This window comes from Polaromonas glacialis (assembly GCF_000709345.1).
GTDB lineage: Bacteria > Pseudomonadota > Gammaproteobacteria > Burkholderiales > Burkholderiaceae_C > Polaromonas > Polaromonas glacialis.
Genome location: NZ_KL448324.1, coordinates 179,065 through 203,367, shown reverse-complemented (window position 1 = coordinate 203,367; position 24,303 = coordinate 179,065). Strand labels below are relative to the sequence as shown.

The 24,303-nt window shown below is 57.6% G+C and carries 22 protein-coding genes and 2 pseudogenes; 15 read left to right on the top strand and 9 right to left on the bottom strand.

Annotation, left to right across the window (positions count from 1 at the left end; all coding sequences use genetic code 11):
* Positions 1–40 precede the first annotated feature (40 nt).
* The 3 genes from EC86_RS0121205 to EC86_RS0121195 are packed head-to-tail and all read right to left on the bottom strand — an operon-like array spanning position 41 to position 1,958.
* Positions 41–769 carry an SDR family oxidoreductase gene (locus EC86_RS0121205; protein WP_029527875.1) on the bottom strand — a complete coding sequence of 243 codons (729 nt, stop codon included), beginning with the start codon at positions 767–769 and terminating at the stop codon, positions 41–43.
* A 48-nt stretch (positions 770–817) separates the two neighbouring features.
* Positions 818–1,369, bottom strand: a complete 552-nt coding sequence (gene mobB / locus EC86_RS0121200) for a molybdopterin-guanine dinucleotide biosynthesis protein B (protein WP_036773735.1) — start codon at positions 1,367–1,369, stop codon at positions 818–820.
* Position 1,370: 1 nt separating this feature from the next.
* Positions 1,371–1,958 (bottom strand): TetR/AcrR family transcriptional regulator, encoded by a 588-nt coding sequence (locus EC86_RS0121195; protein WP_029527873.1) that lies wholly within the window; start codon positions 1,956–1,958, stop codon positions 1,371–1,373.
* Between the two features lie 102 nt (positions 1,959–2,060).
* On the opposite strand from EC86_RS0121195, the gene EC86_RS0121190 reads away from it, so the two are divergent.
* The 3 genes from EC86_RS0121190 to EC86_RS0121180 are packed head-to-tail and all read left to right on the top strand — an operon-like array spanning position 2,061 to position 5,532.
* On the top strand, positions 2,061–4,367 hold the full coding sequence (locus EC86_RS0121190) for a molybdopterin-dependent oxidoreductase (protein ID WP_029527872.1): 2,307 nt from the start codon (positions 2,061–2,063) through the stop codon (positions 4,365–4,367).
* A 19-nt stretch (positions 4,368–4,386) separates the two neighbouring features.
* Positions 4,387–4,716, top strand: coding sequence for a ferredoxin FdxA (gene fdxA / locus EC86_RS0121185; protein WP_029527871.1), 330 nt, complete (start codon positions 4,387–4,389; stop codon positions 4,714–4,716).
* Between the two features lie 39 nt (positions 4,717–4,755).
* Entirely contained in the window at positions 4,756–5,532 is a 777-nt protein-coding gene (locus tag EC86_RS0121180) for a ferredoxin--NADP reductase (protein WP_029527870.1), read from the top strand.
* 77 nt (positions 5,533–5,609) lie between these two features.
* Here EC86_RS0121180 and EC86_RS30065 read toward each other — a convergent pair.
* Positions 5,610–5,806 (bottom strand): annotated as a pseudogene (locus EC86_RS30065) (IS701 family transposase); the annotation flags it as partial.
* A 125-nt stretch (positions 5,807–5,931) separates the two neighbouring features.
* On the opposite strand from EC86_RS30065, the pseudogene EC86_RS29055 reads away from it, so the two are divergent.
* Positions 5,932–6,081, top strand: a pseudogene (locus EC86_RS29055) (IS110 family transposase); the annotation flags it as partial.
* Positions 6,082–6,499: 418 nt separating this feature from the next.
* On the opposite strand, the gene EC86_RS0121170 reads toward EC86_RS29055, so the two are convergent.
* Genes EC86_RS0121170 through EC86_RS0121160 form a run of 3 tightly spaced genes read right to left on the bottom strand, consistent with a single transcriptional unit; the run spans position 6,500 to position 9,554 of the window.
* The gene (locus EC86_RS0121170; RefSeq protein ID WP_156955423.1) at positions 6,500–7,507 is read right to left on the bottom strand and encodes a Bug family tripartite tricarboxylate transporter substrate binding protein; all 1,008 of its coding nucleotides are present in this window, start codon (positions 7,505–7,507) and stop codon (positions 6,500–6,502) included.
* A gap of 26 nt (positions 7,508–7,533) precedes the next feature.
* Complete coding sequence (locus tag EC86_RS0121165; protein ID WP_029527868.1) at positions 7,534–8,790, bottom strand: CaiB/BaiF CoA transferase family protein; 1,257 nt, start codon at positions 8,788–8,790, stop codon at positions 7,534–7,536.
* A gap of 2 nt (positions 8,791–8,792) precedes the next feature.
* The gene (locus EC86_RS0121160; protein WP_029527867.1) at positions 8,793–9,554 is read right to left on the bottom strand and encodes an enoyl-CoA hydratase/isomerase family protein; all 762 of its coding nucleotides are present in this window, start codon (positions 9,552–9,554) and stop codon (positions 8,793–8,795) included.
* A gap of 116 nt (positions 9,555–9,670) precedes the next feature.
* Here EC86_RS0121160 and EC86_RS0121155 point away from each other — a divergent pair, with 116 nt between their 5' ends.
* Complete coding sequence (locus tag EC86_RS0121155) at positions 9,671–10,321, top strand: TetR/AcrR family transcriptional regulator (RefSeq protein WP_051676218.1); 651 nt, start codon at positions 9,671–9,673, stop codon at positions 10,319–10,321.
* A 315-nt stretch (positions 10,322–10,636) separates the two neighbouring features.
* Here EC86_RS0121155 and EC86_RS0121150 read toward each other — a convergent pair whose 3' ends face one another.
* Complete coding sequence (locus tag EC86_RS0121150) at positions 10,637–11,677, bottom strand: IS110 family RNA-guided transposase (RefSeq protein WP_029527865.1); 1,041 nt, start codon at positions 11,675–11,677, stop codon at positions 10,637–10,639.
* A gap of 137 nt (positions 11,678–11,814) precedes the next feature.
* Here EC86_RS0121150 and EC86_RS0121145 point away from each other — a divergent pair, with 137 nt between their 5' ends.
* Complete coding sequence (locus tag EC86_RS0121145; RefSeq protein ID WP_084181639.1) at positions 11,815–12,144, top strand: IS4/Tn5 family transposase DNA-binding protein; 330 nt, start codon at positions 11,815–11,817, stop codon at positions 12,142–12,144.
* Between the two features lie 709 nt (positions 12,145–12,853).
* The gene (locus EC86_RS0121140; RefSeq protein WP_051676217.1) at positions 12,854–13,519 is read left to right on the top strand and encodes a TetR/AcrR family transcriptional regulator; all 666 of its coding nucleotides are present in this window, start codon (positions 12,854–12,856) and stop codon (positions 13,517–13,519) included.
* A gap of 352 nt (positions 13,520–13,871) precedes the next feature.
* Here the strand turns inward: EC86_RS0121140 and EC86_RS0121135 are convergent, their stop codons facing one another.
* The gene (locus EC86_RS0121135) at positions 13,872–15,410 is read right to left on the bottom strand and encodes an AMP-binding protein (protein ID WP_029527862.1); all 1,539 of its coding nucleotides are present in this window, start codon (positions 15,408–15,410) and stop codon (positions 13,872–13,874) included.
* 277 nt (positions 15,411–15,687) lie between these two features.
* Here EC86_RS0121135 and EC86_RS0121130 point away from each other — a divergent pair, with 277 nt between their 5' ends.
* From EC86_RS0121130 to EC86_RS0121095, 8 genes are all read left to right on the top strand, one after another.
* A complete protein-coding gene (locus tag EC86_RS0121130) occupies positions 15,688–17,238 on the top strand; it encodes a class I adenylate-forming enzyme family protein (RefSeq protein ID WP_029527861.1) in 1,551 nt (516 codons plus the stop codon).
* A 42-nt stretch (positions 17,239–17,280) separates the two neighbouring features.
* Positions 17,281–18,009, top strand: coding sequence for an SDR family oxidoreductase (locus tag EC86_RS0121125; RefSeq protein WP_029527860.1), 729 nt, complete (start codon positions 17,281–17,283; stop codon positions 18,007–18,009).
* Complete coding sequence (locus EC86_RS0121120) at positions 18,009–18,809, top strand: enoyl-CoA hydratase (RefSeq protein WP_051676260.1); 801 nt, start codon at positions 18,009–18,011, stop codon at positions 18,807–18,809. Before EC86_RS0121125 ends, EC86_RS0121120 begins: the two co-directional genes overlap by 1 nt.
* Positions 18,806–19,423 (top strand): 2-hydroxychromene-2-carboxylate isomerase, encoded by a 618-nt coding sequence (locus EC86_RS0121115; protein WP_029527858.1) that lies wholly within the window; start codon positions 18,806–18,808, stop codon positions 19,421–19,423. Before EC86_RS0121120 ends, EC86_RS0121115 begins: the two co-directional genes overlap by 4 nt.
* Before the next feature lie 20 nt (positions 19,424–19,443).
* Entirely contained in the window at positions 19,444–20,418 is a 975-nt protein-coding gene (locus EC86_RS0121110) for a tripartite tricarboxylate transporter substrate binding protein (protein ID WP_029527857.1), read from the top strand.
* 127 nt (positions 20,419–20,545) lie between these two features.
* Positions 20,546–21,505 (top strand): NAD(P)H-dependent flavin oxidoreductase, encoded by a 960-nt coding sequence (locus tag EC86_RS0121105; RefSeq protein ID WP_029527856.1) that lies wholly within the window; start codon positions 20,546–20,548, stop codon positions 21,503–21,505.
* Positions 21,506–21,820: 315 nt separating this feature from the next.
* On the top strand, positions 21,821–22,690 hold the full coding sequence (locus tag EC86_RS0121100) for a Bug family tripartite tricarboxylate transporter substrate binding protein (protein ID WP_232229997.1): 870 nt from the start codon (positions 21,821–21,823) through the stop codon (positions 22,688–22,690).
* Positions 22,691–22,719: 29 nt separating this feature from the next.
* On the top strand, positions 22,720–24,303 hold the full coding sequence (locus EC86_RS0121095) for a class I adenylate-forming enzyme family protein (protein WP_232229996.1): 1,584 nt from the start codon (positions 22,720–22,722) through the stop codon (positions 24,301–24,303).

Here is a 24,303-nt window from a genome sequence, read left to right as displayed (position 1 = left end):
CCAATGGGTGTTGATTGATCCAAACGTAAACGTTGGTGAATTACCAGCGCTCCAGCCACGGGCGCAGTTCTGTCTCATGCGTCCATGCATCTCGCGGTTGGGCATGTATCTGCCAGTAGGCCTCCGCAATGCTGTCTGGGTTCAAGATGCCGAGTTGTTCCTTCAGCTCGTAGCGTTCCGGAAAATTCGTGCGAATGAATTCCGTGTCAATGGCACCATCGATGACCGGGTGCGCCACGTGGATGCCCTTTGGCCAAAGTTCGCGGGCCATGCTCTGCGAAAGCGCACGCAATGCATGCTTTGCACCTGCGAAGGCCGCAAAGCCATCGCTGCCGCGCAGGCTTGCGGTAGCACCGGTGAAAATGATGGTTCCCCGACCCCGTGGCAACATCACTTTTGCGGTCTCCCGTCCCATAAGAAAACCGGAAAAGCAAGCCATCTCCCACACCTTTTGGTAGACACGGGAAGTCGTTTCAGTGATCGAGAAGCGCACGTTGGCACCAATGTTGAACACAGCTACTTCAATAGGTGCAATGTCGCGCTCGATCTTTTCGATGAGCGCGATCATTTCCTCTTCTTTGCGGGCATCGCTGCCAAATCCGTATGCCTCGCCCCCGCTATTGCGGATTTCAGCCACAAGGGGTTGAAGCTTATCTTCGCTACGACGGGTAACACAGGCAATGTAGCCTTCGCGTGCAAACCGTCGAGCAATTGCTCCCCCTGTGGCATCACCGGCGCCGATGACAAGAATGGCTTTCTTTTCGTTCATGATGAATTCCTTTTAAAACGTTTCTACCAAATACAAACTACATAGCCATTAAGCTACTGACAATTGTTCGCACGGATATCGCGCCTCAGTGGATAAGACGTCAGCGCTCTCAGCGGCGTGCTGATAAATGAAATCAGCGATGCCAGAAATGTCGGATAGCGCCAGTGCGGGCTTGCCAAATATGGCCACGGCGCCGTCAGTCGCAATGGCCTCTATACCGGGAAACGATGGCCAGAGAGGGGGCTTACCAAGCTCAGCGCGCCACACTTCCAACTTTGGAAAATTCCCTTGTTTGAATCCCTCTATCAACACCAGATCACACGCTTGTAACTTGCTCAACATATGAGACAACGACGGCTCAATCTCTTCACGCATTTCATGCATAAGAGCCCATCGACTCCGACCCATTAGCAGTAGTTCTTGACAACCAGCTTCGCGCAGACGGTATGAGTCCTTGCCTGGACGGTCAATGTCCAAGTCCTTATGACTATGTTTGATCAGAGAAACTGTCAGCGCGCGCGCTTTCAACTCAGGGAGGATGCGCTCCAGCAATGTAGTCTTGCCCATTCCAGAATGCCCCGCGATACCAAATACACGCATATCAGCTCCGCCCTGCCATCTGATTTGGCTTGTCGCTGCGGATAAGGTGCTCCCCGGCGTTGCGAACTGCGTCCAACAGTTCGTGCTGCATCGCTTCACTACGCATTGCACGCGCAAGCATCACTGCTCCCACGTTCTGTGCCATGACGGCCCACGCAGTATCTGAATTACCTGTCAAAGCGCTAACGTTGGCATGAATAGTTTGGACGCCTTGCTCAAATGCCAGTCTCACGGCGTCTTCGGAACGCCCTATCTCGGGTGTCAACGAGGGCAGTGGGCATCCCATTTCCGGGTGCTGCACATGACTCAAACTTAAATACCCCGCTAAGGCTCGGGACACCCCTACTGGATCTGCAGCATCTACAGCGGCATACATGTCAGCCGTGCGCTTCAGTTCGGCCGTGATCATCGCGACGAACAGGTCCGACTTGCCGCTGAAGTGTTTGTACAAGGAACCGGTTGTCACTCCCGCAGCTGCAGCCAAGTCTGCCATTCCACTGCTAATGAATCCATGCCGCTTTGCGTGCCGACCTCCTGCATCCACTAGTTTTGCGCGTGCTTGTTCTTTGTACTCGTTGGTGTAACGCATGGGGCTTCTCTAAAAATTTAGTTGACACATTTTCAACAGGTAGCGTAGGATAACGTTCATTATCCAATAAATCAACAACTTTTTTCTGAGGACGGAAACCCCATGGAAAGCACAGAGACAGACGGCTGGAAAAAGACGGCTTGCATCATTTGCTCACTCAACTGCGGCCTGGAAATCAAGACTGAGGGGGGACGAATCACAAAGATCAAGGGTGACAAGTCCAATCCAATCTCACAGGGCTACATCTGCGAGAAGTCGCAGCGCATGGACTTCTACCAAAACGGTGCTGACCGCATTGACTCACCCAAACGCCGCAAGCCCGACGGCAGCTACGAGAACATCCATTGGGAAACGGCTATACGCGAGATTGCGGAGAAGTTCGCTGCAATTAAGCACCGGCATGGCGGTGAAAGCATTCTTTACTATGGTGGTGGCAGCCAGGGCAACCACCTCGGCGGCACGTACGCAGATAGCACCATCAAAGCACTAGGCATTCAGTACCGCTCGAACGCATTAGCACAGGAAAAAACGGGGGAAGGCTGGGTACAGGGCAAGATGACCGGTGCGCCAGTACATGGTGACTTTGAGCACTGCGAGGTGGCGGTTTTCCTTGGCAAGAACCCATGGCAATCACATGGATTTGCCCGGACACGTGTCACGCTTCGTGAGATTCAGAATGACCCAAACCGGGCGATGATCGTCATAGACCCCCGGCGAACGGAGACCGCCGAAATGGCGGATTACCACTTGGCCGTAAAACCTGGTACCGACGCGTGGTGCCTGGCGGCAATGTCCGCCATTTTGGTGCAAGAAGAACTGGTGGCCACGGAGTGGCTCGTCGAGCACACTACCGGCTACGCCGCAGTGCTAGCGGCCATAAATAAGATTGACATTACCCGCTATGCCAAGACCTGTGGAGTTGAAGAGTCTTTACTAAGGGCGGCCACCAGACGTATTGCGATCGCGAAAAGTGTCTCGATGATCGAAGACCTTGGAGTGCAAATGAATTTGCACTCCACACTCAACAGCTACCTCAACCGCTTAGTGTGGTTGCTGACGGGAAACTACGCGAAGCCGGGTGCCAATAACGCATTTGTGCCTTTTCTCAATCTATCCAACTCCAGCCGAAGTACATCAAAACCATCAGGCTCAGGCAAGCCCGCTGCACCCCGTAAATGGACACATAGCCCGGTCACCCATTCGAAGGTGATCATGGGGCTGATTCCGTGCAACGTGATCCCGGATGAAATACTGACTCAGCATCCCAAGCGTTTTCGGGCGATGTTCATTGAAAGCGCCAACCCGGTGCATTCTTTGGCGGACAGCCAGCGCATGCGCCAATCGTTGCGCGCCCTGGAGTGCAGTGTGGTGATTGATGTTGCCATGACAGAAACCGCCCGGCAAGCCGACTATGTGTTGCCAGCTAGCAGTCAGTTTGAAAAGGCCGAGGCCACGTTTTTTAACCTGGAATTCCCGCGCAATGGATTCCAGTTGCGTCACCCGCACCTTATCCCTCGCCCGGGCACGTTGCCTGAAGCAGAGATTCATGCACGTCTGCTGGAGGCCATGGGCGAGTTGAACGATTCCAGCTACACGTTCTTACGGGCTGCTGCGCGAATAGGGCTCAAGGCATTCGGGCTGGCCTTTGCTTGGAAGTCGATGCGCGACAAAGCGGTGGCACGGTATGCCCCAGTGGTGCTTTATCGCACTCTGGGTCCAAGCCTGCCAGCCAATCTCGCGCCAGCAGCATCCCTATGGGGAATCAGCCAACTTTACGTGCGGGCACAGCCCGCAGCGGCAAAGGGCGCTGGGTTTGGTGGCCCCACGCTGCTGGGTGGTAATCGGCTTTTTGATGCCATATTAAATAGTCCATCCGGTGTCATATTTGGCGTCAGCCAGTACAGCGATAGCTGGGATGCGGTGAAGTTGCCCGACCACAAAATTAACTTGAACATCAAAGAAATGCTGGACGAGTTGGCAACGATTGACTGCAAGCTACCACTCCACCGAGCAGACTACCCGTACGTTCTATCGGCCGGGGAACGACGCCCTGAAACAAGCCAAACGTCCATCCGCAACCCAGAGTGGATGAAGAAAGGTCAGTTTGGCTTGCTGCGCATACACCCGCAGGATGCGGTCAAGCTTGGGTGTGCGGAAGGGGACTGGATTCAAATTCGTACCCCGCGTGGCACCGCGCAAGTACCCATTGAACTGACCGATGAACTGCAGCCAGGGCACGTATCTTTGCCCAATGGCCATGGCCTGGACTACCACAGGGCCGATGGCACGCTGGACCGCAGAGGCGTCTCGTTGAACGAACTGACCAACACCACCGATCGCGATCCCTTCGCAGGCACGCCCTGGCACAAGTATGTGCCGGTGCACCTGGAAAAAATCGGCGCCCCTTAAACCCAAACCGAGAACCACCATGACCCATGTCGTCACCGAAAGCTGCATACGCTGCAAATACACCGATTGCATTGATGTTTGCCCCGTGGACTGCTTTGTCGAAGGCCCCAACTTTTTGGCTATTGACCCCGACGCTTGCATAGATTGCGCTGTGTGCATCCCCGAATGCCCCGTAAACGCCATTTACGCAGAAGAAGATCTCCCCGCAGACCAGCGGCACATGACCGCCCTTAATGCCGAGCTATCCCGCTTACCCGGTTGGAAAGTCATCACAAAGCGCAAAGACCCTTTGCCTGAAGCGCCAGAGTGGAAAGACCGAACCGGCAAATTGGCCCAGCTGCAGCGCTAAGCGCAGGCTCTTCCACATGATCAATCAGAAAGAACAACCATGAGTGCATGTTTAGAAGAAACCGTTTTGAGCGTCCACCACTGGACCGACCGGTTGTTTAGTTTCACTACCACGCGGGACAGCAGCCTGCGTTTTTCCAACGGGCACTTCACCATGATCGGTTTGCGTCTGGAAACGGGCAAGCCGCTGCTGCGCGCATACAGCATCGTCAGCGCCAACTACGAAGACCACCTGGAGTTTTTCAGCATCAAAGTGCAGGATGGCCCGTTGACCTCGCGCCTGCAGCACATCAAGGTGGGTGACAAGATTGTGGTGGGCCGCAAGCCAACCGGCACCCTGCTGATCGACTACCTGCTGCCGGGCAAGACCCTCTACCTCGTTGGCACCGGCACCGGCCTGGCACCATTCCTGAGCCTGATCCGCGACCCGGCCACGTATGAAAAATACGAGAAAGTGGTGCTGTTCCATGGCGTGCGTGAGGTCAATGAACTGGCCTATGCAGATTTCATCAACGTGGACCTGCCCAAAGATGAGTTTCTGGGGGAGTTTGCTACCGCGCAATTGCTGTACTACCCCAGCGTCACACGAGAACCCTTCAAGAACCGTGGCCGTGCCACGGACCTGTTTGCCAGCGGCAAGCTGGCGTCTGATTTGAGCTTGCCCAAGCTGGACCCGACCCACGACCGCATCATGATCTGCGGCAGCCCGGCTTTGAACAAAGACATGCGCGAGCTGCTGGATGCGCGCGGCTTCGTTGAGGGCAACACCACTACACCGGGCGACTACCTAGTGGAGCGGGCGTTTGTGGAAATGTAAACGGCGGTTGGTAAAGCGCACAGATCGGTTGACCTGTCAACCGTACCAACCTAAAGTTAGTGAAGTCCGTCCTACGCGCGCAGGTCATCGCGCACGGCATCGGCACCCCAGTGCGCCGCGTTGAGCAGTCGTTGCACGCCATGGGGCTGCGCTCGCCCAGATGCTCGGCAAGTTGCAACCCGTTCTTTCGTTGCACCGAACTCAACAAGCCGCGCAAATACCGCAGGGCGCGCGCCAGAGGCTTTGCATGGAAAAAGCGCGGTCCAATCCGCTCGTGCAGTGCCATCAGTTCGCCGCTCATTGCCTGACTGCTGCTTCTTGCATGGCCACCTCCATTGGCTTGATCCATGCCTGTTAGATCAACAAGGCGCCTATAAGTGCGATTGTAGTATTAAGGCAACAAACAAAACAGACCCGGTGAGCCGCTGGGCGTTGCAACTCAAGGAGCGGCGGGGTTACTGGCGCGCCATCGTCGCCATTGCGGCCAAGAACGCCCGGATGTGTTGTGCCGCGCTGAAGCTGGGAGAAGGCTTCAAAGTTCCCGCGTGATGGAGTTCGGCTTGTAGATTTTCAAAACCAGCACCGTGTGATGTGCCATTGTTGATGAGTTGAGAGGTTGGGACCTGCGCCGGGGAGTGCTCGTTTATATGGATGGCAAGGTAAGAGCAATCGAAGCCAGGTGCCCTCAAGCTTTGCCGAGGGACGATTGGAGCCCCTAGCGCGCGTCTTTCATCAGGGCTGCCGCCATGCAAGTGCGGAATCAGTAGCCGTTTATAGACACGCTATCCACACCCCTCTATTCAAAAGCAAAGGCTGAAAAGTGCCTGGTTTGAAAGCGAAAAACACGGGTTTCCGTCTGTGATCGCTACAAGATCACAGACGGCGAGGTCGGTGCTTGCAAAAAAGGGAAAGTCCTTATAGACCATGTAAGAACCTAGATTCGCAGCGAACCATTTTTTAGTTTCGACTACTGGTCAGACCGGATTCCGGCCTCGCGGATCACGCGCGCCATCGCTGCCCTGTCGGTACGCAGAAAATCGGCAAAGGCGGCCGGTGTGGAGCCCACGGGCTCGACGTTGACGCCGACGAGCTTCAGGCGCGTGTCGGGCTCGCGGACGATCTCCTGAACTTCGCGCGAAAGGCGCTGCACAATTGCGTCCGGCGTACCGGCTGGCGCCACCAGGCCGAACCAAACGGTAATGTCGATACCGGAATAGCCAAACTCTTTCATGGACGGAATATCCGGCGCTAGCGCTGAGCGGTCAGGCTGCATCACTGCGAGTCCCCTGGCCCTGCCCGCCTTGACCTGTGCCAGCGCAGTGGACGCGGTATCAAAGAGGATGGGGACTTGTCCGGAAACGAGATCCTGGATGGCCGGGGCACTGCCTTTATACGGTATGTGGATCAGGCTCGTGCCCGTGTCTCGCTTAAACAGCTCCCCGCCTATATGTCCCGTGGTTGCATTTCCGAAGGACGCATAGGACAGCTTTCCCGGCTCTTTTTTTGCCATGCTGATGAGAGCGGGCACATCTCGAGCCTCGAATTGAGGATTTGCAATCAGCACCAATGGTGTACGGATCACCTGGGATACCGCAACAAAGCTGGTCGCTGCGTCATAGGGGAGCTTTGCCTGCACAAAGGGGTTGGTTGAAAGCGTTGTGTTTGTCGCCATCAACAGGGTGTAGCCGTCGGCAGGTGCGCTGGCCACTTTGCCCGCGCCTATCATGCTGCTCGCGCCGGCGACGTTCTCTACCAGTACAGGCTGGCCCATGCGGGTCGCCATACGCGCGCCGACGATCCGCGCAACGATATCGGAGCCGCCGCCGGCTGGAAACGGAACCACGATGCGTATTGGTTTCGATGGAAAGGGCTCCTCGGCCCAACCGTGAACGGGCAGTATGGCCGTCAGCAGGGCAAGCGTGACCACTCTTCGTACGCGAAAGATGAGATGCCTTGATTTGGATGGTTTGTGCACGATGTGTCCTTATGAAAGACTGAGGTTTAGTTGTCGAAAGGGCCGCGGGGTGAGCGTCGGCTGAGCAGCACACGGCGTTTGCGCAGGCCCTGGATCACCTCATCGGTGAGCCCGGCACGGCTGAGAACCAGCTCGTTGTCTTCGCCCTGGAAGGACGGCGCGCCGGGCTTGGGCAGTCGTGACCGGCTGAACCGCCAAGGCACGCCGGGCATGCGGGTGGTCTCGCCCATGCGGTTGTCAACCTCCACAATCGCTCCCCATTCCCGCGCCCAGTCGGACTTGGCGAACTCCTGAGTTGTCCGCACCACGCCTATTGCCAGGCTGGCCTCGCTGACCTGTGCCTGCAGCTCGTCCAGATTTGTGAAAGTAAGAATCCACGCCCTGACCTCGGCTAGCAGCGCCTGCAGGTTTTCGCGCCTGAGCCGGGCAGTCAGGAATCGTGGGTCCCGCTGCAGGTCGGGGCGCCGCATCATGGCGCAGTAGCGGACGAAGGTCGTAGTTCCGATAGGGCTGCTCGCGACAGTGATACGGCGGCCGTCGGACAGCTCATAAATGTGGGAATCCGGCGCTCCCAGCGCCATCGGCTCGCCGTCGGTGTCGATACTGGATAACAGCGCACCGGCGCGCTCGTTGACGGACAGCATGGTCGCGGCCATCGACACATCAACATGCTGGCCTGCGCCGGTTAGATGGCGGTGGTGCAGCGCCGCGAGCACAGCGATCGCGCCTTCCAGGCCGGTATACATGTCGGCGTGGCTACAGGCGTCGTTACGGGGCTGGCCTAGGTCGCCGCCGAAGTGGTCCTGCACGATGGAGGTGAGTCCCGTCTCCGCATGAATCGTTGGTGCGAACGCTGGTCGGTTGCTCCATACCCCGGTCTGTCCATAGCCGCTTATGGATACATAGACCACGCCGGGGTTGCAGATTGCGACATCCTCGTAACCTAGGCCGAACCTTGCCAGCGTGCCGGGGCGAAAGTTCTCGACGATCACATGGGCCTTGCTGCACATTCCGGTGACGATCTCCCGCGCCTCCGGCCAGTTCAAATCTATGCTCAGGTTTCGTTTGCCAGCATTTTGCTGTGCGTAATAGGCCGACATGCCGTTGAAATGGGGCACGCCAGCGCGGGCAATGTCGCCAGCAGGCGGCTCGATCTTGGTGATGTCCGCGCCCAGGTCGCGTAGCACCTTGGTGCAATGTGGGCCGGCGAGCACTCGGGTGAAGTCGATGACCTGCAGGCCAGCTAGCGGTGCCTGTGAGGTTTCATTGGGCGTCTCGTTCATGGTCAGTTTCCCTCGAACACAGCGGTGCCAGGGCCTGTGGCGGCGAACGCGGCCAGTCCGCGTTTTTGATCTGCGGTAGCCCACATCGCGTCATTTACCTCGGTCTGGATGAGATCAGCCGCATATACCCCGCTGCGTGCCGAGAGATTTGCCAGTCGCTTGATGCCGCCCAAGGCCACCGTCGGGCCGGCTGCCAGCTGGCGTGCCCAGGACATGGCAGCCTCGGGCAGATCTACCTCTGCCACGACGAGATTGATCACGCCCCAGCGCTCCAGCATGGCGGGCTCGTGCCGCCGCGCGAGCATCGCCATTTCCTTGGCGCGCGCGCTGCCCGCGCGCTGGGCCACGCGTTGCACGCCGCCAAGCAGGGGTAAAAGCCCGAGGGAAGCCTCCGCCATTCCAAACTTGGCGGTATCAGCGGCAATGATCGTATCGCAGGTCAGCGCAAGCTCAAAGCCGCCCCCGAGCGCAGCACCATGAACGGCTGCAACCGTCGGGATGGTGACATCTTCGAGGCCGTTCAGGATCGCCTCGAACTCAGCCTGATTCCGACGACGTCCTGTGCTGAACCCGTTAGTATCGGCACCCGCGCAGAAATGCCGCATGGCACTGCGCAGCACGATAGCGCGGCAGTTTTCACGTGCGGCACATTCGTAGCAGTCCATCAGCGCTTTCAGGAAGATGTCATCAATTAGGTTGTGTGGCGGCTTGTTAAGTGTCACAACACCCACAGCACCCTGCTTTTCAAAAATGACTGTACTCACTGGTGGACTCCTGTCTGATAAATGTTTCATATGCAATGTGATCTCTGACAACATCATAAGTTATCGCCGCATACATTGTCTAGGGGTTGACCCTTGTTGCAGGGCACAATGTGGTGATGTCAGCCATCAAATCCACCTCGTATCATCACGGCGACCTGCGCAATGCGCTGATCCAGGAGGGCCGTCTTTATTTGGAAGAAGCGGGTCTTGCGGAGCTAAGTCTGCGAGGACTGGCGCGGCGCATTGGCGTATCCATTGGCGCGCCAGTGCGGCACTTTCGCGACAAGAATGAATTGCTTGCCGTGCTGGCGACACAAGGGTTTGTGGAGCTCAGCGATGTACGCCGCAGCATTGCCGCATCGAACCTGGCAGCGGGCGACAAACTGCGGGAAATGATGCGCGGCTATGTCATGTTCGCGCTTAAAAACCCAGGGCTTTTTAACCTGATGACCGGGCCGCGTGTGCTTGATCTTTCTGTCCACAACGAGTTACGCGAGACGAGCACCGCATCCTTCCAGCTTTTTTCTGATGCAGCGCAAGAGTTTGCGCGCCTAAACGGATGGCCTCCCGACCAGCGCCAGCTGGTGGCACATGCTGGTTGGTCAGTAGAGCATGGCTTGGCCACCTTGCTGATCACAAGACGGGCTCCCCGCGACGGACTTGATCCCACCCAAATAATTGAGCTTGCCATCTCCATATTTCTGGAAGGGGTCACCAAACCGCTCGTGCCGCCCGTCCCGGCGCCGCAGACTGCGAGCGTGACTTAAAGCATTTCGTTATACACATAGATGGTCGCCCCTGTTTGCCAAGCGTTCAATTCGATGATGGATCGAAAGGTGGAGATTGCAGCCATAGATCCGGACTTTGATTGAGGCTGAGGCCTCCCGTCCCTGATGGAATCCGCTGGTCAAGTCCTTATCAACTCCACGCGCTCAAGGCGCTTTGTGTATATCAGGCTTGCTCGACCACGGTCTGACCTGTTCTTGCCATCACTTCGTTGAATTGCCTGTGCAATCGGTACGCTTCTCCTGTGAAACGGGGTTGCTGGAACTCGCTCTACATCGCAGGGCCTGGGCTTGTCTTCACGCCGCCGAGCCGCATTGGGCTGGGTAGGTCGATGCGTAGGGGCGGTCGTTGACCAGCAGGGCCCAGACGATGCGGGCATTCTTGTTGGCCAGCGCAACGGCGGCCACGTTCTTGTTGCGCCGCGCCAGCACATTGGCGAGCCATCCGCTGGCCTGCTCGGTTTTGCTTTGGGCGACCCGGATCACTGCGCGCGCCCCGTGGATCAGCAACGTGCGCAGGTAGGCGTCTCCACGTTTGCTGATGCCCAGCAGCGTGGGCTTGCCGCCGCTGGAGTGCTGGCGCGGCACGAGGCCCAGCCATGCAGCGAGCTGTCGGCCATTGTCAAAGTTCTTGGCGTCGCCAATGGAGGCCACCAGCGCACTGGCCGTGATCGGGCCGATGCCAGGGATCTGCGCGAGCTTCTTGCTGGCGTCGCTCTGACGATGCCAGAGCTGGATCTGTGCATCGAGTTCGCCCACCTGGGCGTCGAGCACCTTGAGATGCTCACGCAGCCTTTCGAGGAGCAGGCGAAACGCGCCCGGCAGCTCGTTGTCAGCGTCCTCCAGGATTTCTGGCAGCCGCCCGGCAATATGACTGATGCCCTGCGGGATGATGATCCCGTGCTCGGCCAGCAGCCCGCGGATCTGGTTGGCCTGCGCGGTGCGTGCCTTGACAAAGCCCTGGCGGGCACGGTGCAGCGCCAGCACGGCTTGCTGCTCGGCGCTTTTGAGCGGCACGAAGCGCATGTTGGGCCGCGCCACAGCTTCGCAAATCGCCTCGGCATCGGCCGCATCGTTCTTGTTGGTCTTCACATAGGGCTTGACGAACTGAGGCGCCATCAATTTGACGGTGTGACCAAACCCTTGCAGTTTGCGCGCCCAGTGATGGGCGCTGCCGCAGGCCTCCATGCCCACCAGGCAGGGCGGGAGATTGGCGAAGAACGGCGCCATCTGGTCGCGCCTGAGTTGTTTTCGCAGCACCGTGTGGCCTTGCGCATCCACGCCGTGAAGCTGAAAAACAGTTTTCGCCAGATCGATGCCAACAGTCGTAATGTTCATTTCGCTTGCCTCTATCGGTTAGGTTAGTGGAACTTTCATTCTCCGCATTTCGGCACTTCCAGGTGCCGTTTTGGGGCGGGGCGACCATTCCATTAACTCCCGGGAAAATCCCTCTCAAGAAAAGTTGAAGGAAACCGATGGGCTGTGCAAGCACTGAATTTGAGACGATAGACTTGGGCGATGAGCGGCGCAACAAGCGGGCCATCCGGCTGGTCGAGTGCCTGAGCACACAGCCCAGGGCGAGCGTGCCGCAGGCCTGCGGGGACTGGGCCGACACCATGGCGGCGTACCGGTTCTTCAACAACGAGGGAATCGACTGGCGTGATTTTGGGCGCACACACGGACTGCGCAGCCTGCAGCATTTGGCAACGGCCGCTGCCATGAATGTCGAGCGGCTTACGGCATGGCTGAGTGGCCAGCCTCGGGCCAAAACACGAATCTCACGTTTCGTCCGGCTGGCAACATGATCGAGGCCGTTGTCAATTCGCCAACAGATGGCATGGTCACCCCACCTAAACCGCTGCAGTTGCTGCTGACGTGAGGCAATAAACTACCCATGAATGCGGCCTCGCAGTAACGGCATCGATGTGCAAGAGATACACCATGAAGCCAGCCTCTTTGCGCCAATCCACCAGCCAGTACCATTGAAGGTGGACTCAACAACGATCCCTGCCAACTCTGGCCGCCAAGGTTTGAGCATCCCAATGATCTTTTTAAGGTCATTGGGTAACGGCTTCCCGGCCACGACGCAGATATTGTTTGTCGAGCATCGACACCACGCTATCGTTCGAATGAAAGTCAATTCCGCTGTATTTCATCTTGGCCTCTTGGTTGGTGAAAGCAAGTTTGCAAGCTCACTTTAAATATGCCACCAATCTCAGCGACAGGTTGCTGGTTAGATGATTTTCAGAGCTAATGCAGGTGCACTGACCCAGAAAACTTGGGACAGGGTCATTTCACTTCTGACCACCGTTCAGGGCGGCGGTTTCGTCCGACAGATTTATCTGCCGCTGATCAGCAGCGGTGCGACTGGTCGGCATTGCAGCAGCGGCACATAAACGTTATTCGTCATGCTAATATGAAAGAAAGATATTTAGACTTTCTGTAAGTGCATCTTTTGACATGGGATCTGCAACTTGCATTCTTGATTTAGCCGAAATATATTGACAAGCTTGCATGAGCGAACGTTCAACCTACCATCATGGAAACCTTCGCGATACGCTCGTCGCGTACGGTAAACAACTGCTTCTTACGCAGGGACCGCTAAATATTTCACTCCGTTCCGTGACTCGGGCAGCTGGAGTCTCGCCTGCGGCTCCCCGCCATGAGTTTGGAGATCTGAACGGTTTACTCTCTGCCATTGCCGTTGAGGGCTTTGACGAACTCATTGCTTTGCGGTCTGCCGCAGTTGCTCAGGCCGCCGATCCTGTACAACGTTTGCGTGCTGTTTTGCAGGTGTATGTGGACTTTGCCATTGAGAAGCCCGGCCTCTTTTGGCTGATGATCGGACCACAGATTTCAGATCGGCACGAGCGACCCGAGATCAATCAGGCAACAGAGCGTTCTTACGCGCTGTTGCAGCGTTATGTTTATGAATACCTACAATCCCAAGACTTGGGTGCAGCCTGTACCCATGAACTTGTTCAATGCGCATGGTCGGCTATGCATGGTGTGAGCATGCTGTTCAGTGGGCGTTCCCACGGACCGAACCCTGCAGCTTCCCTGCCTTTTGAGGTGTGGCGAGAATCTGTTATCGACTTTACCTTGGTGGGGCTCGTCGCAAGAGGCAAGGAGATTTCGGCCAAGAAGTTGGCTGATCATTCGCAGAGCCATCTGCCATAAGATCAGCCTGGAAAAAGCAGGCCGGCACCAAGCAAAAATGGACCAACGCCATAACCTCAACGTCGATGACACTGATTCTTCGATCCATTGTGAGCACCGTAGATTCAATTCCTGCGCCGGGGCTGGCATAGGTGATGGCCGATTGTGGCCCAATCGGGATCTGGTAGACGGGCACAACCTAGCATGCAGAGCGACGTCTGACTCGTTCAAACATGAGGCGCGACGATGGATGGACATTCCTTTATCTATCGAGTTGCGGCAGGCAGGCTTGGCTGATAAGGCTGCTTGCCCTACAAGCCTGCAGTCATGACTGGCAACTGCAGGAGCCGAACAGGCTCGTACCCGCTACCGATCAAGCCAAGATTATTGGCAGGCTGTACTTGTCTTTTAAAGCCTTTTTGTAGAGTTTTCCTGTGTCGTGCCTGGGAAAGTCTGTCTCGAAGTAGACGCGGCGCGGCGTCTTGATGGGCCCTAACGTTTCGCGGCAAAAGGTTCTTAGCACAGCCTCTAATTCCGCGCCAGCATGAGATGGGCTGGCGGGCTGCACGACCGCAATGACTTCTTCCCCAAATTCCGGGTTTGGCACGCCGAAGACGGCCACGTCCTGAACGCCTGCATGCCCGAGCAGTGCATCTTCAATTTCTTGAGGATAAATCTTGACGCCGCCAGAATTAATCGTGAAGTCCTTTCGGTCGGTGAGATATAGATACTCGTCAGCGTCCATGTACCCCACGTCACCGAATGAACGCCAGCCTTGGGCACTGTGGATGCCTTGAGTCTTGACGGGATCGTTCCAATATTCGAACTTGGCGTCGCTTTCGAAAAAGACCAGCCCAACTGTTCCAGTTGGAACTTCTCGGCCCGCGTCGTCCAAAATGTGCAGGATTCCATCCTTTGCACGACCTACCGAGCCTTTGTGCAGCAACCACTCCTGCGACGAGATGGACGTGGCACCAATTCCTTCTGTACCCGAGTAATACTCATAAAGCACTGGACCCCACCAGTCAATCATCTGCTCTTTCAAATGCACTGGACAAGGAGCGGCGCCATGAACGGCCATGCGCATCGAACTCACGTCAGATTGCTGGCGGTCTTGTTGGGGCAAGCGAAGCAGGCGATGGAACATGGTCGGCACCCAAAGAGAGTGCGTACATTTGTACCGCGCAATGAAGTCGAGTGCTGGTCTTGCGTCAAACCTCTCCATGACAATACTGGTTGCGCCGAAATGCACAGCCGCAGAAAGGTAGCGGTTGGGCGCAGCGTGATACAGGGGCGACGTGGACAGGTAGACTGAATCTGAAGTCAGCTCAATGCCCGCTGCCGTGTATGCGTTGCGGCTGTCGACCGCGTCAAAGGCACCTGTGAAGGCCGGCTTGCGAACACCCTTGGGCCTGCCGGTTGTGCCCGAGGTGTAGACCATCTCCCTGCCAGGCAAGGGGCCGCTGGGTAGTTCCTTTGAGGCTTTCGTGAATACTTCGTTCCAGCTACTGCCCGTGAACTCAGGCCAGCCGATGGACCTGACGGCACATACGAAGTCAGCGTTTCCAGAGGCATGCTGCGCCGCTTCAGTCGCGCCTGAAATGATCGCAAACCGGGCTGCCGAATCGGCCAGGATGTAGTTCAAGTCGGCCGTCGAAAGTTTTGTTGAGGCCAGTACGTAGTACAGACCGATTCGCTGCGCACCCAAGGTGAGCGCGAGGAGCTCAGGCGAGTTCTCGAGACATAGCGCGATGCAGTCCCCGGTCACCAGGCCAAGGGAGCGCAAGGCGTTGGCTGCCATGTTCGCCTCCGTCTCCAATTCAACGAATGTCCTTGATCGACCGCTGGGCTCGAACACCAATGCCAACTTGTGGGGTGTGACAGAAGCGATGTTGTGCAAGTGGTACGTCATTCAATATTCCTTTGAGTTGCACGGCGGCCTCTAGGGGATGGGCCACTGAAACAACGGGTGATACTTCATTTTCAACAGTCCGCGCGAGAACCCATGCCAATGGAAACCGCTCAGAACAACTCTAGCTGTGCATCATCCACTTTTGTGGCAGGCCGCGCCAGGGGTTCAAACTGCACTGCAGTTTTCTTGTTCGGTTTAAGAGCGGCCATGAATGCGCGTTGAACTAGGTGTGGACCTAAACTCGGTCGGGATCGCAAATCCAACACCACATACAGACATGATCAAGCAAACACCTGCGACTCCAACTCGAATCCATGAGCTGCTGGAGCCCTGGATCGCGTGCGACCCGACAATGCCAGCGCTGAAGGATGACCATGCCTCTTACACTTATGGCGAGCTAAAAAAAGCGAGTATCGCCGCAGCAAAGCAGCTGAGCAGCTGGGGCGTGCGCGCCGGCGACAGAGTGCTCGTAGTCGGCGAAAACTGTGCCGGTAACGGTGTCATTGCGCTCGCTGTCAGTCGACTCGATGCCTGGCTTTGCATTGTGAACGGCCGGCTCAGCCAGCGGGAGATCGATGGAATTATCGAGCATGCCGCGCCTCGGAGAACGCTCTACGCCACCCATGTCTCCGCAGATGCGTTGAAGCACGCCGCGCGCCACGGTGCAGAGCCGTTGGACTGGACGGGAGTTGCCAAACTGCACCTGGGGCCTCTGAACGAACAAGCTCAAGCGGAGCCTTGCTTTGCTTGCCCAACTGAACAGGTCGCGGCCTTAATCTACACCTCTGGCACTTCGGGAGCGCCCAAAGGCGTCATGCTGACCCACGCGAACATAGCTTTTGCTGCGCTTTCCGTGCACGCAGTGCGCGGACTCGGGCCAGGCGACGTCGTGTATGGAGCCTTGCCAATGGCGCATGTCGTGGGGCTTTCAGCCCAGTTGTTCGGCACCCTTGCCTGCGGCGCCGAACTTATCCTCGAGCCTAGGTTCTCCCCTGCGCTGATGGTAAAAGCCTTCGAGTCAGGGGTCACATGCTTTACAGGTGTGCCAGCGATGTATGCGCGTCTGCTCGAGTGGCTACGCGAGGAAAACATGTCTCTGAATGCGCCCAAGCTACGCATCATCGGTGTTGCAGGCTCCCCGCTGACGCAGACGCTCAAGTCCAATGTGGAGCGCGCGTTCGGCTTGCCGTTGCTGAACGGCTATGGGCTTACCGAAACGTCGCCGACGATCGCACAAGTGCGTACCGACTCGGCCCGCACTGACTGCGCCGTTGGCAATCCTATTCCCGACGTTGAAGTACGCGTCATGGACCAGGGCCGAACCGACGTCAAGCCGGGAGAGGTTGGTGAACTCTGGGTGCGCGGCCCGAACGTGATGAAAGGCTACTACCGCAATGAGGCACTCACCCGCGACGTCATCAACCCGCAAGGTTGGTTCAACACCGGTGACATGGCCAGGCAGTCTGATGACGGTGCGCTGCACATCGTTGGCCGCACCAAAGAGCTGATCATCCGATCTGGCTTCAATGTCTATCCGGTAGAAGTAGAGCAGGTGATCAACAGCTTTCCCGACGTGGTTCAGTCCGCGGTCGTTGGACGCACAGCAGGTCACAACGAGGAAATCATTGCCTTCGTCGAGGTGCGTACTGGCAAGCTCATCGCCGAAGATGAACTCCGGGCTTTCCTGCGTGCACGGCTTTCCCCCTACAAGCAGCCGACGGAAATTCATTTCATGCCACAGCTCCCTGCCTCGGCAACCGGCAAGGTTTTAAAGAGCGTCTTGAAGATCCTGGTCGAAGGCGACAAGCTGGCGAACCGAGCCTCGTAGCCGCTTCAAACATGCGTATTTTATACAACTGAAGGAGATCGAATGAGCAGCAAGAAAGCTATTTTGGTAATAGGCGCCGGTGATGCCACTGGCGGCGCCATTGCGCGCCGTTTTGCACGCGAGGGCTACATTGCGTGTGTCACCCGCCGCAGCGAGGATAAGCTCGCACCCCTGGTGGACCAGATCAAGGCCGACGGTGGAGAGGCCTTCGGATTTGGCAGCGATGCCCGAAAAGAAGAGGAGATGGTGGCGCTTTTTCAAAAGATCGAGACAGAAATCGCCCCTATCGAGGTCGCCGTCTTCAACATCGGTGCAAACGTACGCTATGGCATTACCGAGACGACGGCTCGCGTCTATTACAAGGTGTGGGAGATGGCCTGCTTTGGAGGTTTCCTGATGGGGCGTGAGGCGGCCAAAGCAATGTTGCCAAGAGGCCGCGGGACGATCATTTTCACTGGAGCGACGGCCAGCCTTCGCGGCAGAGATGGTTTCGCCGCTTTCGCGGGGGCTAAACACGCATTGCGCGCATTGGCGCAAAGCATGGCGCGCGAGCTCTGGCCCAAAGGCATCCATGTCGCACACCCGGTCATCGATGGGGCGATCGATACGGAGTTCATCCGCTCCACCTTTCCAGAGCGGTATGCGACCAAGGACCAGGGCGGCATCATCAATCCCGACAGCATCGCAGAAGCCTACTGGCAATTACATATGCAGCCTCGCGACGCGTGGACGCACGAGTTGGAAATCCGTCCATGGCTGGAGACCTGGTGATGAGCGATCAAGAAGCCGGTATTGTGCAGTCGATAGCCAACGGCGTGTTGATGCTGGCGTTCAATCGTCCTGCTCGTAAGAATGCCATCACCCAGGCGATGTACGCCGCACTGGCCGATGCGGTCACCACAGCCGACACGGATGAAGATATCCGAGTGGTGGTCCTTCACGGCAGTGAAGCGGTTTTTACGGCTGGCAATAACATCGGTGACTTTGCCGCTGCCGTGCAATCCGCTGGCGAACGCCCTTCAGCGCGGTTCATGAAAGCAGTGGTCAATCTTCGCAAGCCGCTTGTCGCTGCGGTGAACGGCCCAGCGGTGGGAATTGGCGCGACCGTACTGCTCCACTGCGACCTGGTGTATGCAGGTGAGAACGCAACGCTGTCGTTTCCCTTTGTCAAGCTCGGGCTATGCCCGGAGTTCGGCTCGAGCCTGCTCCTGTCGCGAAGAGTAGGACCGCAGCGGGCTGCGCAGCTTTTTCTCTTGGGCGAGCCCTGTAGCGCGCACCAGGCGCTCGCGCTCGGGTTGGTTAACGAGGTCGTGGGGCCCAATGAGACGCTGCAGCGTGCCATGGGTGCAGCAAATCAGCTGGCCAGGTCGTCACCCGACGCTGTCATGACGACGAAGTGGTTGATGCGTCACGCGTGTGTTGACGAAACACTCGCACGCGTGCAACTCGAGAACATGCATTTTTCCCAATTGCTGCAAACACCGCCTGCACAGGCGGCGTTTGCCTCATTCTTAAAAAAAGCCAACCCTGCGGAGCCGGGCACCGCAATTCATCAAGAGGTGCTCAAGTGAATACTGTGTCCGTTCATTTTTTGTTCGATTTCGGCAGCCCCAATGCGTATCTGTGCCACAAGGTAATTCCGCGGATCGAGGCGCGCACCGGTGTCAAGTTCGAGTACGTCCCAATTTTGCTGGGTGGGCTTTTCAAGCTCGCCAACAACCGATCCCCGGCCGAAGCATTCGCAGACATCCCCAACAAGCGCGCGTATGACTTGATGGAGCTGGACCGGTTCGTGAAGAGGTATGGTCTCGCGCATTACAAGCGAAACCCTTTCTTTCCAGTCAATACGCTCCCGATCATGCGCGGGGCAGTGGCAGCCCAGAAGCTGAACTGCTTTGAGAAGTACGTAGGCACCGTATTTGCGAGCATGTGGGAGCGTGAACAGAACATGGCTGACCTTCAGGTGATCTTCAGCGAACTCAAAGCAGCGGGTCTGGATTCAGAGGCGATCTTCTCGGCCACGCAGGATCAGGAGGTTAAGGACCGGCTGCTGGCGAACACGAAGGACGCGCATGCCCGAGGCGCCTTCGGATCTCCGACTTTCTTCGTTGGCAACGAGATTTTCTTTGGGAAGGACCGTCTGCGCGAGATTGAAGAAGAAATCGTTCGCGCAACTTCCAACTAATTCATTTTAAGGAGACATCGATGATTTTTCTCAAGAATCTGCTTGCTTCACTTTCCCTACTTGCCGCAGCGGCGGCCCCTGCTGTCCAAGCCCAGGATCAGGCCAGTTCCTATCCCACCCGCCCCATCAAGATCATTATCGGCTTCGCGCCCGGAGGTTCGACCGACGCGCCGATGCGCGTGCTGGCGGAAAGCGCTTCGAAGATCCTGAAGCAGGCTGTCATCATCGAAAACAAGCCCGGTGTAGGCGGCACATTTCCGGCGATCGCCCTGCAAAGCGCGCCTAACGATGGGTACACGCTCGCCATCCTGGCCGCCAGCGTCTTTCGCCTGCCGTACACGACCAACATCACGTGGGATCCAGCCCGCGACATCAGCTACGTCATCGGGCTGACCGGCTATGCGTTCGGCATCGTCGTGCCGGCTTCGTCTCCCATCACCACGTGGAGCCAGTACGTCGCGCACGCAAAGGCTCACCCCGGTGAGACCACCTACGCGTCGCCGGGCACCGTGACCACCAACCATCTGACGATGGAGAGGATCGCTCGGGATGCGGGCATCAAGTTGACGCATGTCCCTTTCAAGGGAAGCTCCGAATCGATCCAGGCGCTGCTGGGTGGCCATGTGCAATCCGCCGCCGAAACTTCGGCCTGGGTGCCTTACGTCGAGAGCGGCAAGTTCCGCTTGCTGGTGGTTTGGGGCGAAAAGCGGATGGCGCGCTTCCCGAACGTGCCGACACTCAAGGAATCGGGCATCAACATCGTCCAGGCGTCGCCGTGGGGCATCGGTGTCCCGAAGGGGACCGATCCCGCGATCGTCAAGAAGATCCACGATGCGTTCAAGCAAGCCATGGAGATGCCCAACTTCAAGGCTGCGCTGGCGCAGTACGAGATGGAGCCGATGTACATGGACTCCGAGCATTACCGCCGTTTCGCTATCGAGTCGATGAAGCGCGACAAAGAAGCTCTTGAGTCCCTGAACATCACGAAGCAGTAGCCCTCACGCCCAGGCGGTGAACCGCCTGGGCGGTAGTCCGCCCCCTGTGGCATCCAAGTCCGGCACACATCTGCTGGTCGCCCACGTGGCGTCGCGCAAGCGCCGCCATTCGTCCCGAAAGTGCGTTATGTCCCTTCCTCCTATTCTCAAAGGCAGACTGACGGTACCCGTCGTCGGTTCACCGCTCTTTATCATTTCGAATCCCGAGAGCGTCATCGCTCAATGCAAGGCAGGGGTCGTCGGCTCGTTCCCCGCCTTGAATGCGCGGCCCGCGCCGGTCCTGGAAGAGTGGTTGGAACGCATCACGCGGGAGCTGGCGGAATACAACGCCGCCAACCCTGATCGTCCTGCGGCGCCATTTGCGGTCAATCAGATCGTTCACCGCTCCAACGAGCGGCTCGAGCACGATATGGATCTTTGCGTGAAGTTCAAGGTACCGATCGTGATCACGTCCTTGGGGGCTAGTGAGGAGGTCTTCCGCGCGGTGCATTCCTATGGCGGCATCGTTTTGCACGACGTCATCGACAACGAGTTCGCCAAGAAGGCGATCGCCAAGGGTGCCGACGGTCTGATCGCGGTAGCGGCGGGAGCCGGCGGACATGCTGGCATCTTGTCGCCTTTCGCGCTGCTTCACGAGATCCGCGAATGGTTCGACGGCCCGCTTCTACTGTCGGGTGCCATCGCGCATGGCAACGCCATCTTGGCCGCGCAGGCAGCGGGAGCCGATCTGGCCTATGTTGGCTCGGCGTTCATCGCGACCGACGAAGCGAACGCAAGCCCGGAATACAAACAGATGCTTGTCGACAGCAGCGCGGGCGACATCGTCTATACCAACCTGTTCACGGGCGTCCACGGAAACTACCTGCGCAAGAGCATCGTGAACGCGGGCCTCGATCCCGAGGAGCTGCCGACTTCCGATGCGTCGAAGATGAATTTCGGTTCATCGCGGGTGAAGCCCTGGAAGGACGTCTGGGGTGCTGGTCAAGGGGTCGGCAGCATCAAGGCCGTGCTGCCCGTGGCCCAACTGGTGGAGCGCCTGCAACACGAGTACGAGCAAGCACGTGCGCGGCTCGAGTTGAGGCATTGAGCGATAGACCGAAGGCACGGCATGACAAGGCGAACTCACAACGACCGAAGTCAAGCGTGGCAGACCAACCAGTAAACAAGGCGTGGAGCGTTCTGCAATGCAGTTCTGCGTTTTTGACGGGAGTGGTTCCTTCTGCGTGAAACGAACTAGACTTCACCAGAGAACCATCAATAGCTTAGGAGATAAACAGTGAACTTTTCAAGTTTCGCGAGCCATGCGGGCCGCGTCCTCACCGCCGCCATAGCGCTCAGTTCTATGAACGCCGCATGGAGCCAGGCCTCCACCTCATTCCCATCTAGGCCCATCAGACTCGTCGTGCCGTTTCCTGCCGGAGGAGGAACCGACCTGATTGCTCGACCCCTTGCCGCGAATCTCAGCCAGGCGCTTTCTGTGCCTGTGATTGTCGACAACAAGGCTGGCGGCGCGGCCATGATAGGTTCAGGTTTCGTAGCAAAGGCCAAGCCGGATGGATACACGCTCTTGATTACGGTAGGAAGCCCTATTGTCATCAATCCGGCAGTCTTCAAAAAGATGACGTACGACTCGGTAAAGGACTTCACGGCAGTCTCGCAGGTGAGCACGATGCCGGTGGCCATCGCTGTCCAGAAATCCTTTCCCGCAAATAATTTGGAAGAGTTCGTCGACTTCGTCAAGAAGAGCAAACAGCCTTTGAGCTTTGGCTCCACGGGCCCAGGCTCGGCTAGCCACATCATTGGTGAAGTAGTGAATCGTCGCCTCGGAGTGGACCTGACCCACATCCCTTATCAAGGGTCGGCTCCCGCAGTCAATGCCGTGCTGGCTGGCCACGTCACCGCGGTATACGCAGACATGGCCGCCATCGCGACTCAGGTCGATGGCGGAAAGCTCAAGGTGCTGGCCGTGACGGGAACGCAGCGCGGGCGCACGCGGCCTGACGTCAAAACGTTTGAAGAACAGGGCGTGAAGGGTCTTAGGTCAAGCTGGGTGGCAGTTTTCGCGCCAGCCGGAACGCCGCAGTCGGTACTCCACACGCTGTCAGATGCTGTCGCCAAAGCCGTGCACACAAAAGACATTTCCGACCTCATTATTCGCGGGGGGATGGAGCCTTCAGTCTCTCTGCCGGCAGAGATGAACCACCGCGTTCAAGTAGACTTGGCAAACTGGCAAGAACTGGTCAAAGATATTGGTGGGATTAGCCTCGAATGACGCACTCAGACCCTGGGCGTTCTGGCCAGATGGCATTTGATGGATATGACATTGCCAGTTGGCTCGTCGATTTGGCGCAGCGGCGCGGAGCGCACCCGTTTCTCATCTGGTCTCCATTTGAGGGCGAGCCAAATGTTCTCAGCTATTCCGAATTTCTCGAGCGTGTACGCCACTTGGCCGGCGGACTTCAGCGCGCAGGCGTCGGGGTTGGCGACCGAGTTCTCGTACATCTGGACAACTGTCCAGAGACCTTGCTGGTGCGTTTCGCGTGCGCGTGGATAGGCGCAGTCTGCGTAGCGACAAACTCCGGGGCGTCTTCGGAAGAATTGAGTTTCTTCGCAGAAAGCTCCGCTGCGACATGCGCAATAACCCAAGAGCGTTTTTTATCTCTCGTGAATACTGCCTGCCCCCTGATGCGATGGATTGCAGTGACCGACGCTGCGGGCATGGAGCAATCAGAGTCCAGATACAAGGCATTTTCGGAGCTTTATGGCGAGCCGGCGGACTTGCGCCCGGCGGACCCTTGCGCTGAGGCGTCGGTGCTCTACACCACCGGGTCGACCGCCCGGCCAAAGGGCGTCGTGTGGACGCACGCCAACGTGCTATGGGGCGCCAGACTGAACGCCCAACAGCAAGGCTTGTCACCGGAAGATGTCCACTTGCTCTTCCTCCCCCTGTTCCATGTGGTCGGCCTTTCATGGGCCTTTTTCTCTACAATGTGGGTAGGCGGAACTGTCGTCCTTCAGCCCCGATTTTCCAAGTCCCGCTTCTGGCCCGTCGCCCAGATGTATCGGGCCACGGTGTCATCGCATGTGAACTTCACGACCACGGTCCTCGCGCAACAGACCGTTCCCCAGCATTTCTTTCGGACTTGGGTTACAGCGCGCTATGACCGAACCCAAGAGCAGAAATTTGGCGTCTCCATGGTGGCCGGCTGGGGGATGACCGAGCTTGTTACGCAAGTCGTCGTCGCGTCGCCCTATGCTCCGACAGTGCACGGAGGAATCGGACGGCCCAGCCTGGGCTACGTGGTCCGAATCGAAAACGACATGAGGGTGCTGGTGCGTAGCGGCGAGGCTGGCCATCTTGTCGTCAGAGGAGTTCCCGGCCTTTCCATCTTTAAATGTTATGAGGGAGACCCCGGAAGCACGGAGACGGCATTCGATGAGGACGGATTCTTCATGACCGGCGACCGCGTCCGCTTATTTGAAGACGGCTCCATCTCTTTCGAAGACAGACTCAAAGACGTCATCAAGGTGGGCGGCGAAAATGTGTCGGCCCTAGAAGTCGAACAATTCATTGCGAAGCTTCCGGGCGTGAGGGAGGTTGCGGTCGTCGCGAGACCCCATTCCGTCTACGGAGAAACCGTAGTGGCCTTCGTCGTTCCGGCCGATAGAAACTCGACACACTCGCTCCCGACATCCGTTGCCGCGGCGTGCGCGGGCGGTCTCGCGCGATTTAAGGTTCCAGCGGCCATTCGCGTCATTGATGAACTTCCGAGAATTGGCGTGGGCAAGGTTGCCAAGACCACATTGCGCGAAATAGCCAAGGCAGATGTCGGCGATGCCATGCCGCAAGGAATTCGCATACCGACCTCGGCGCTGGACGCGTGA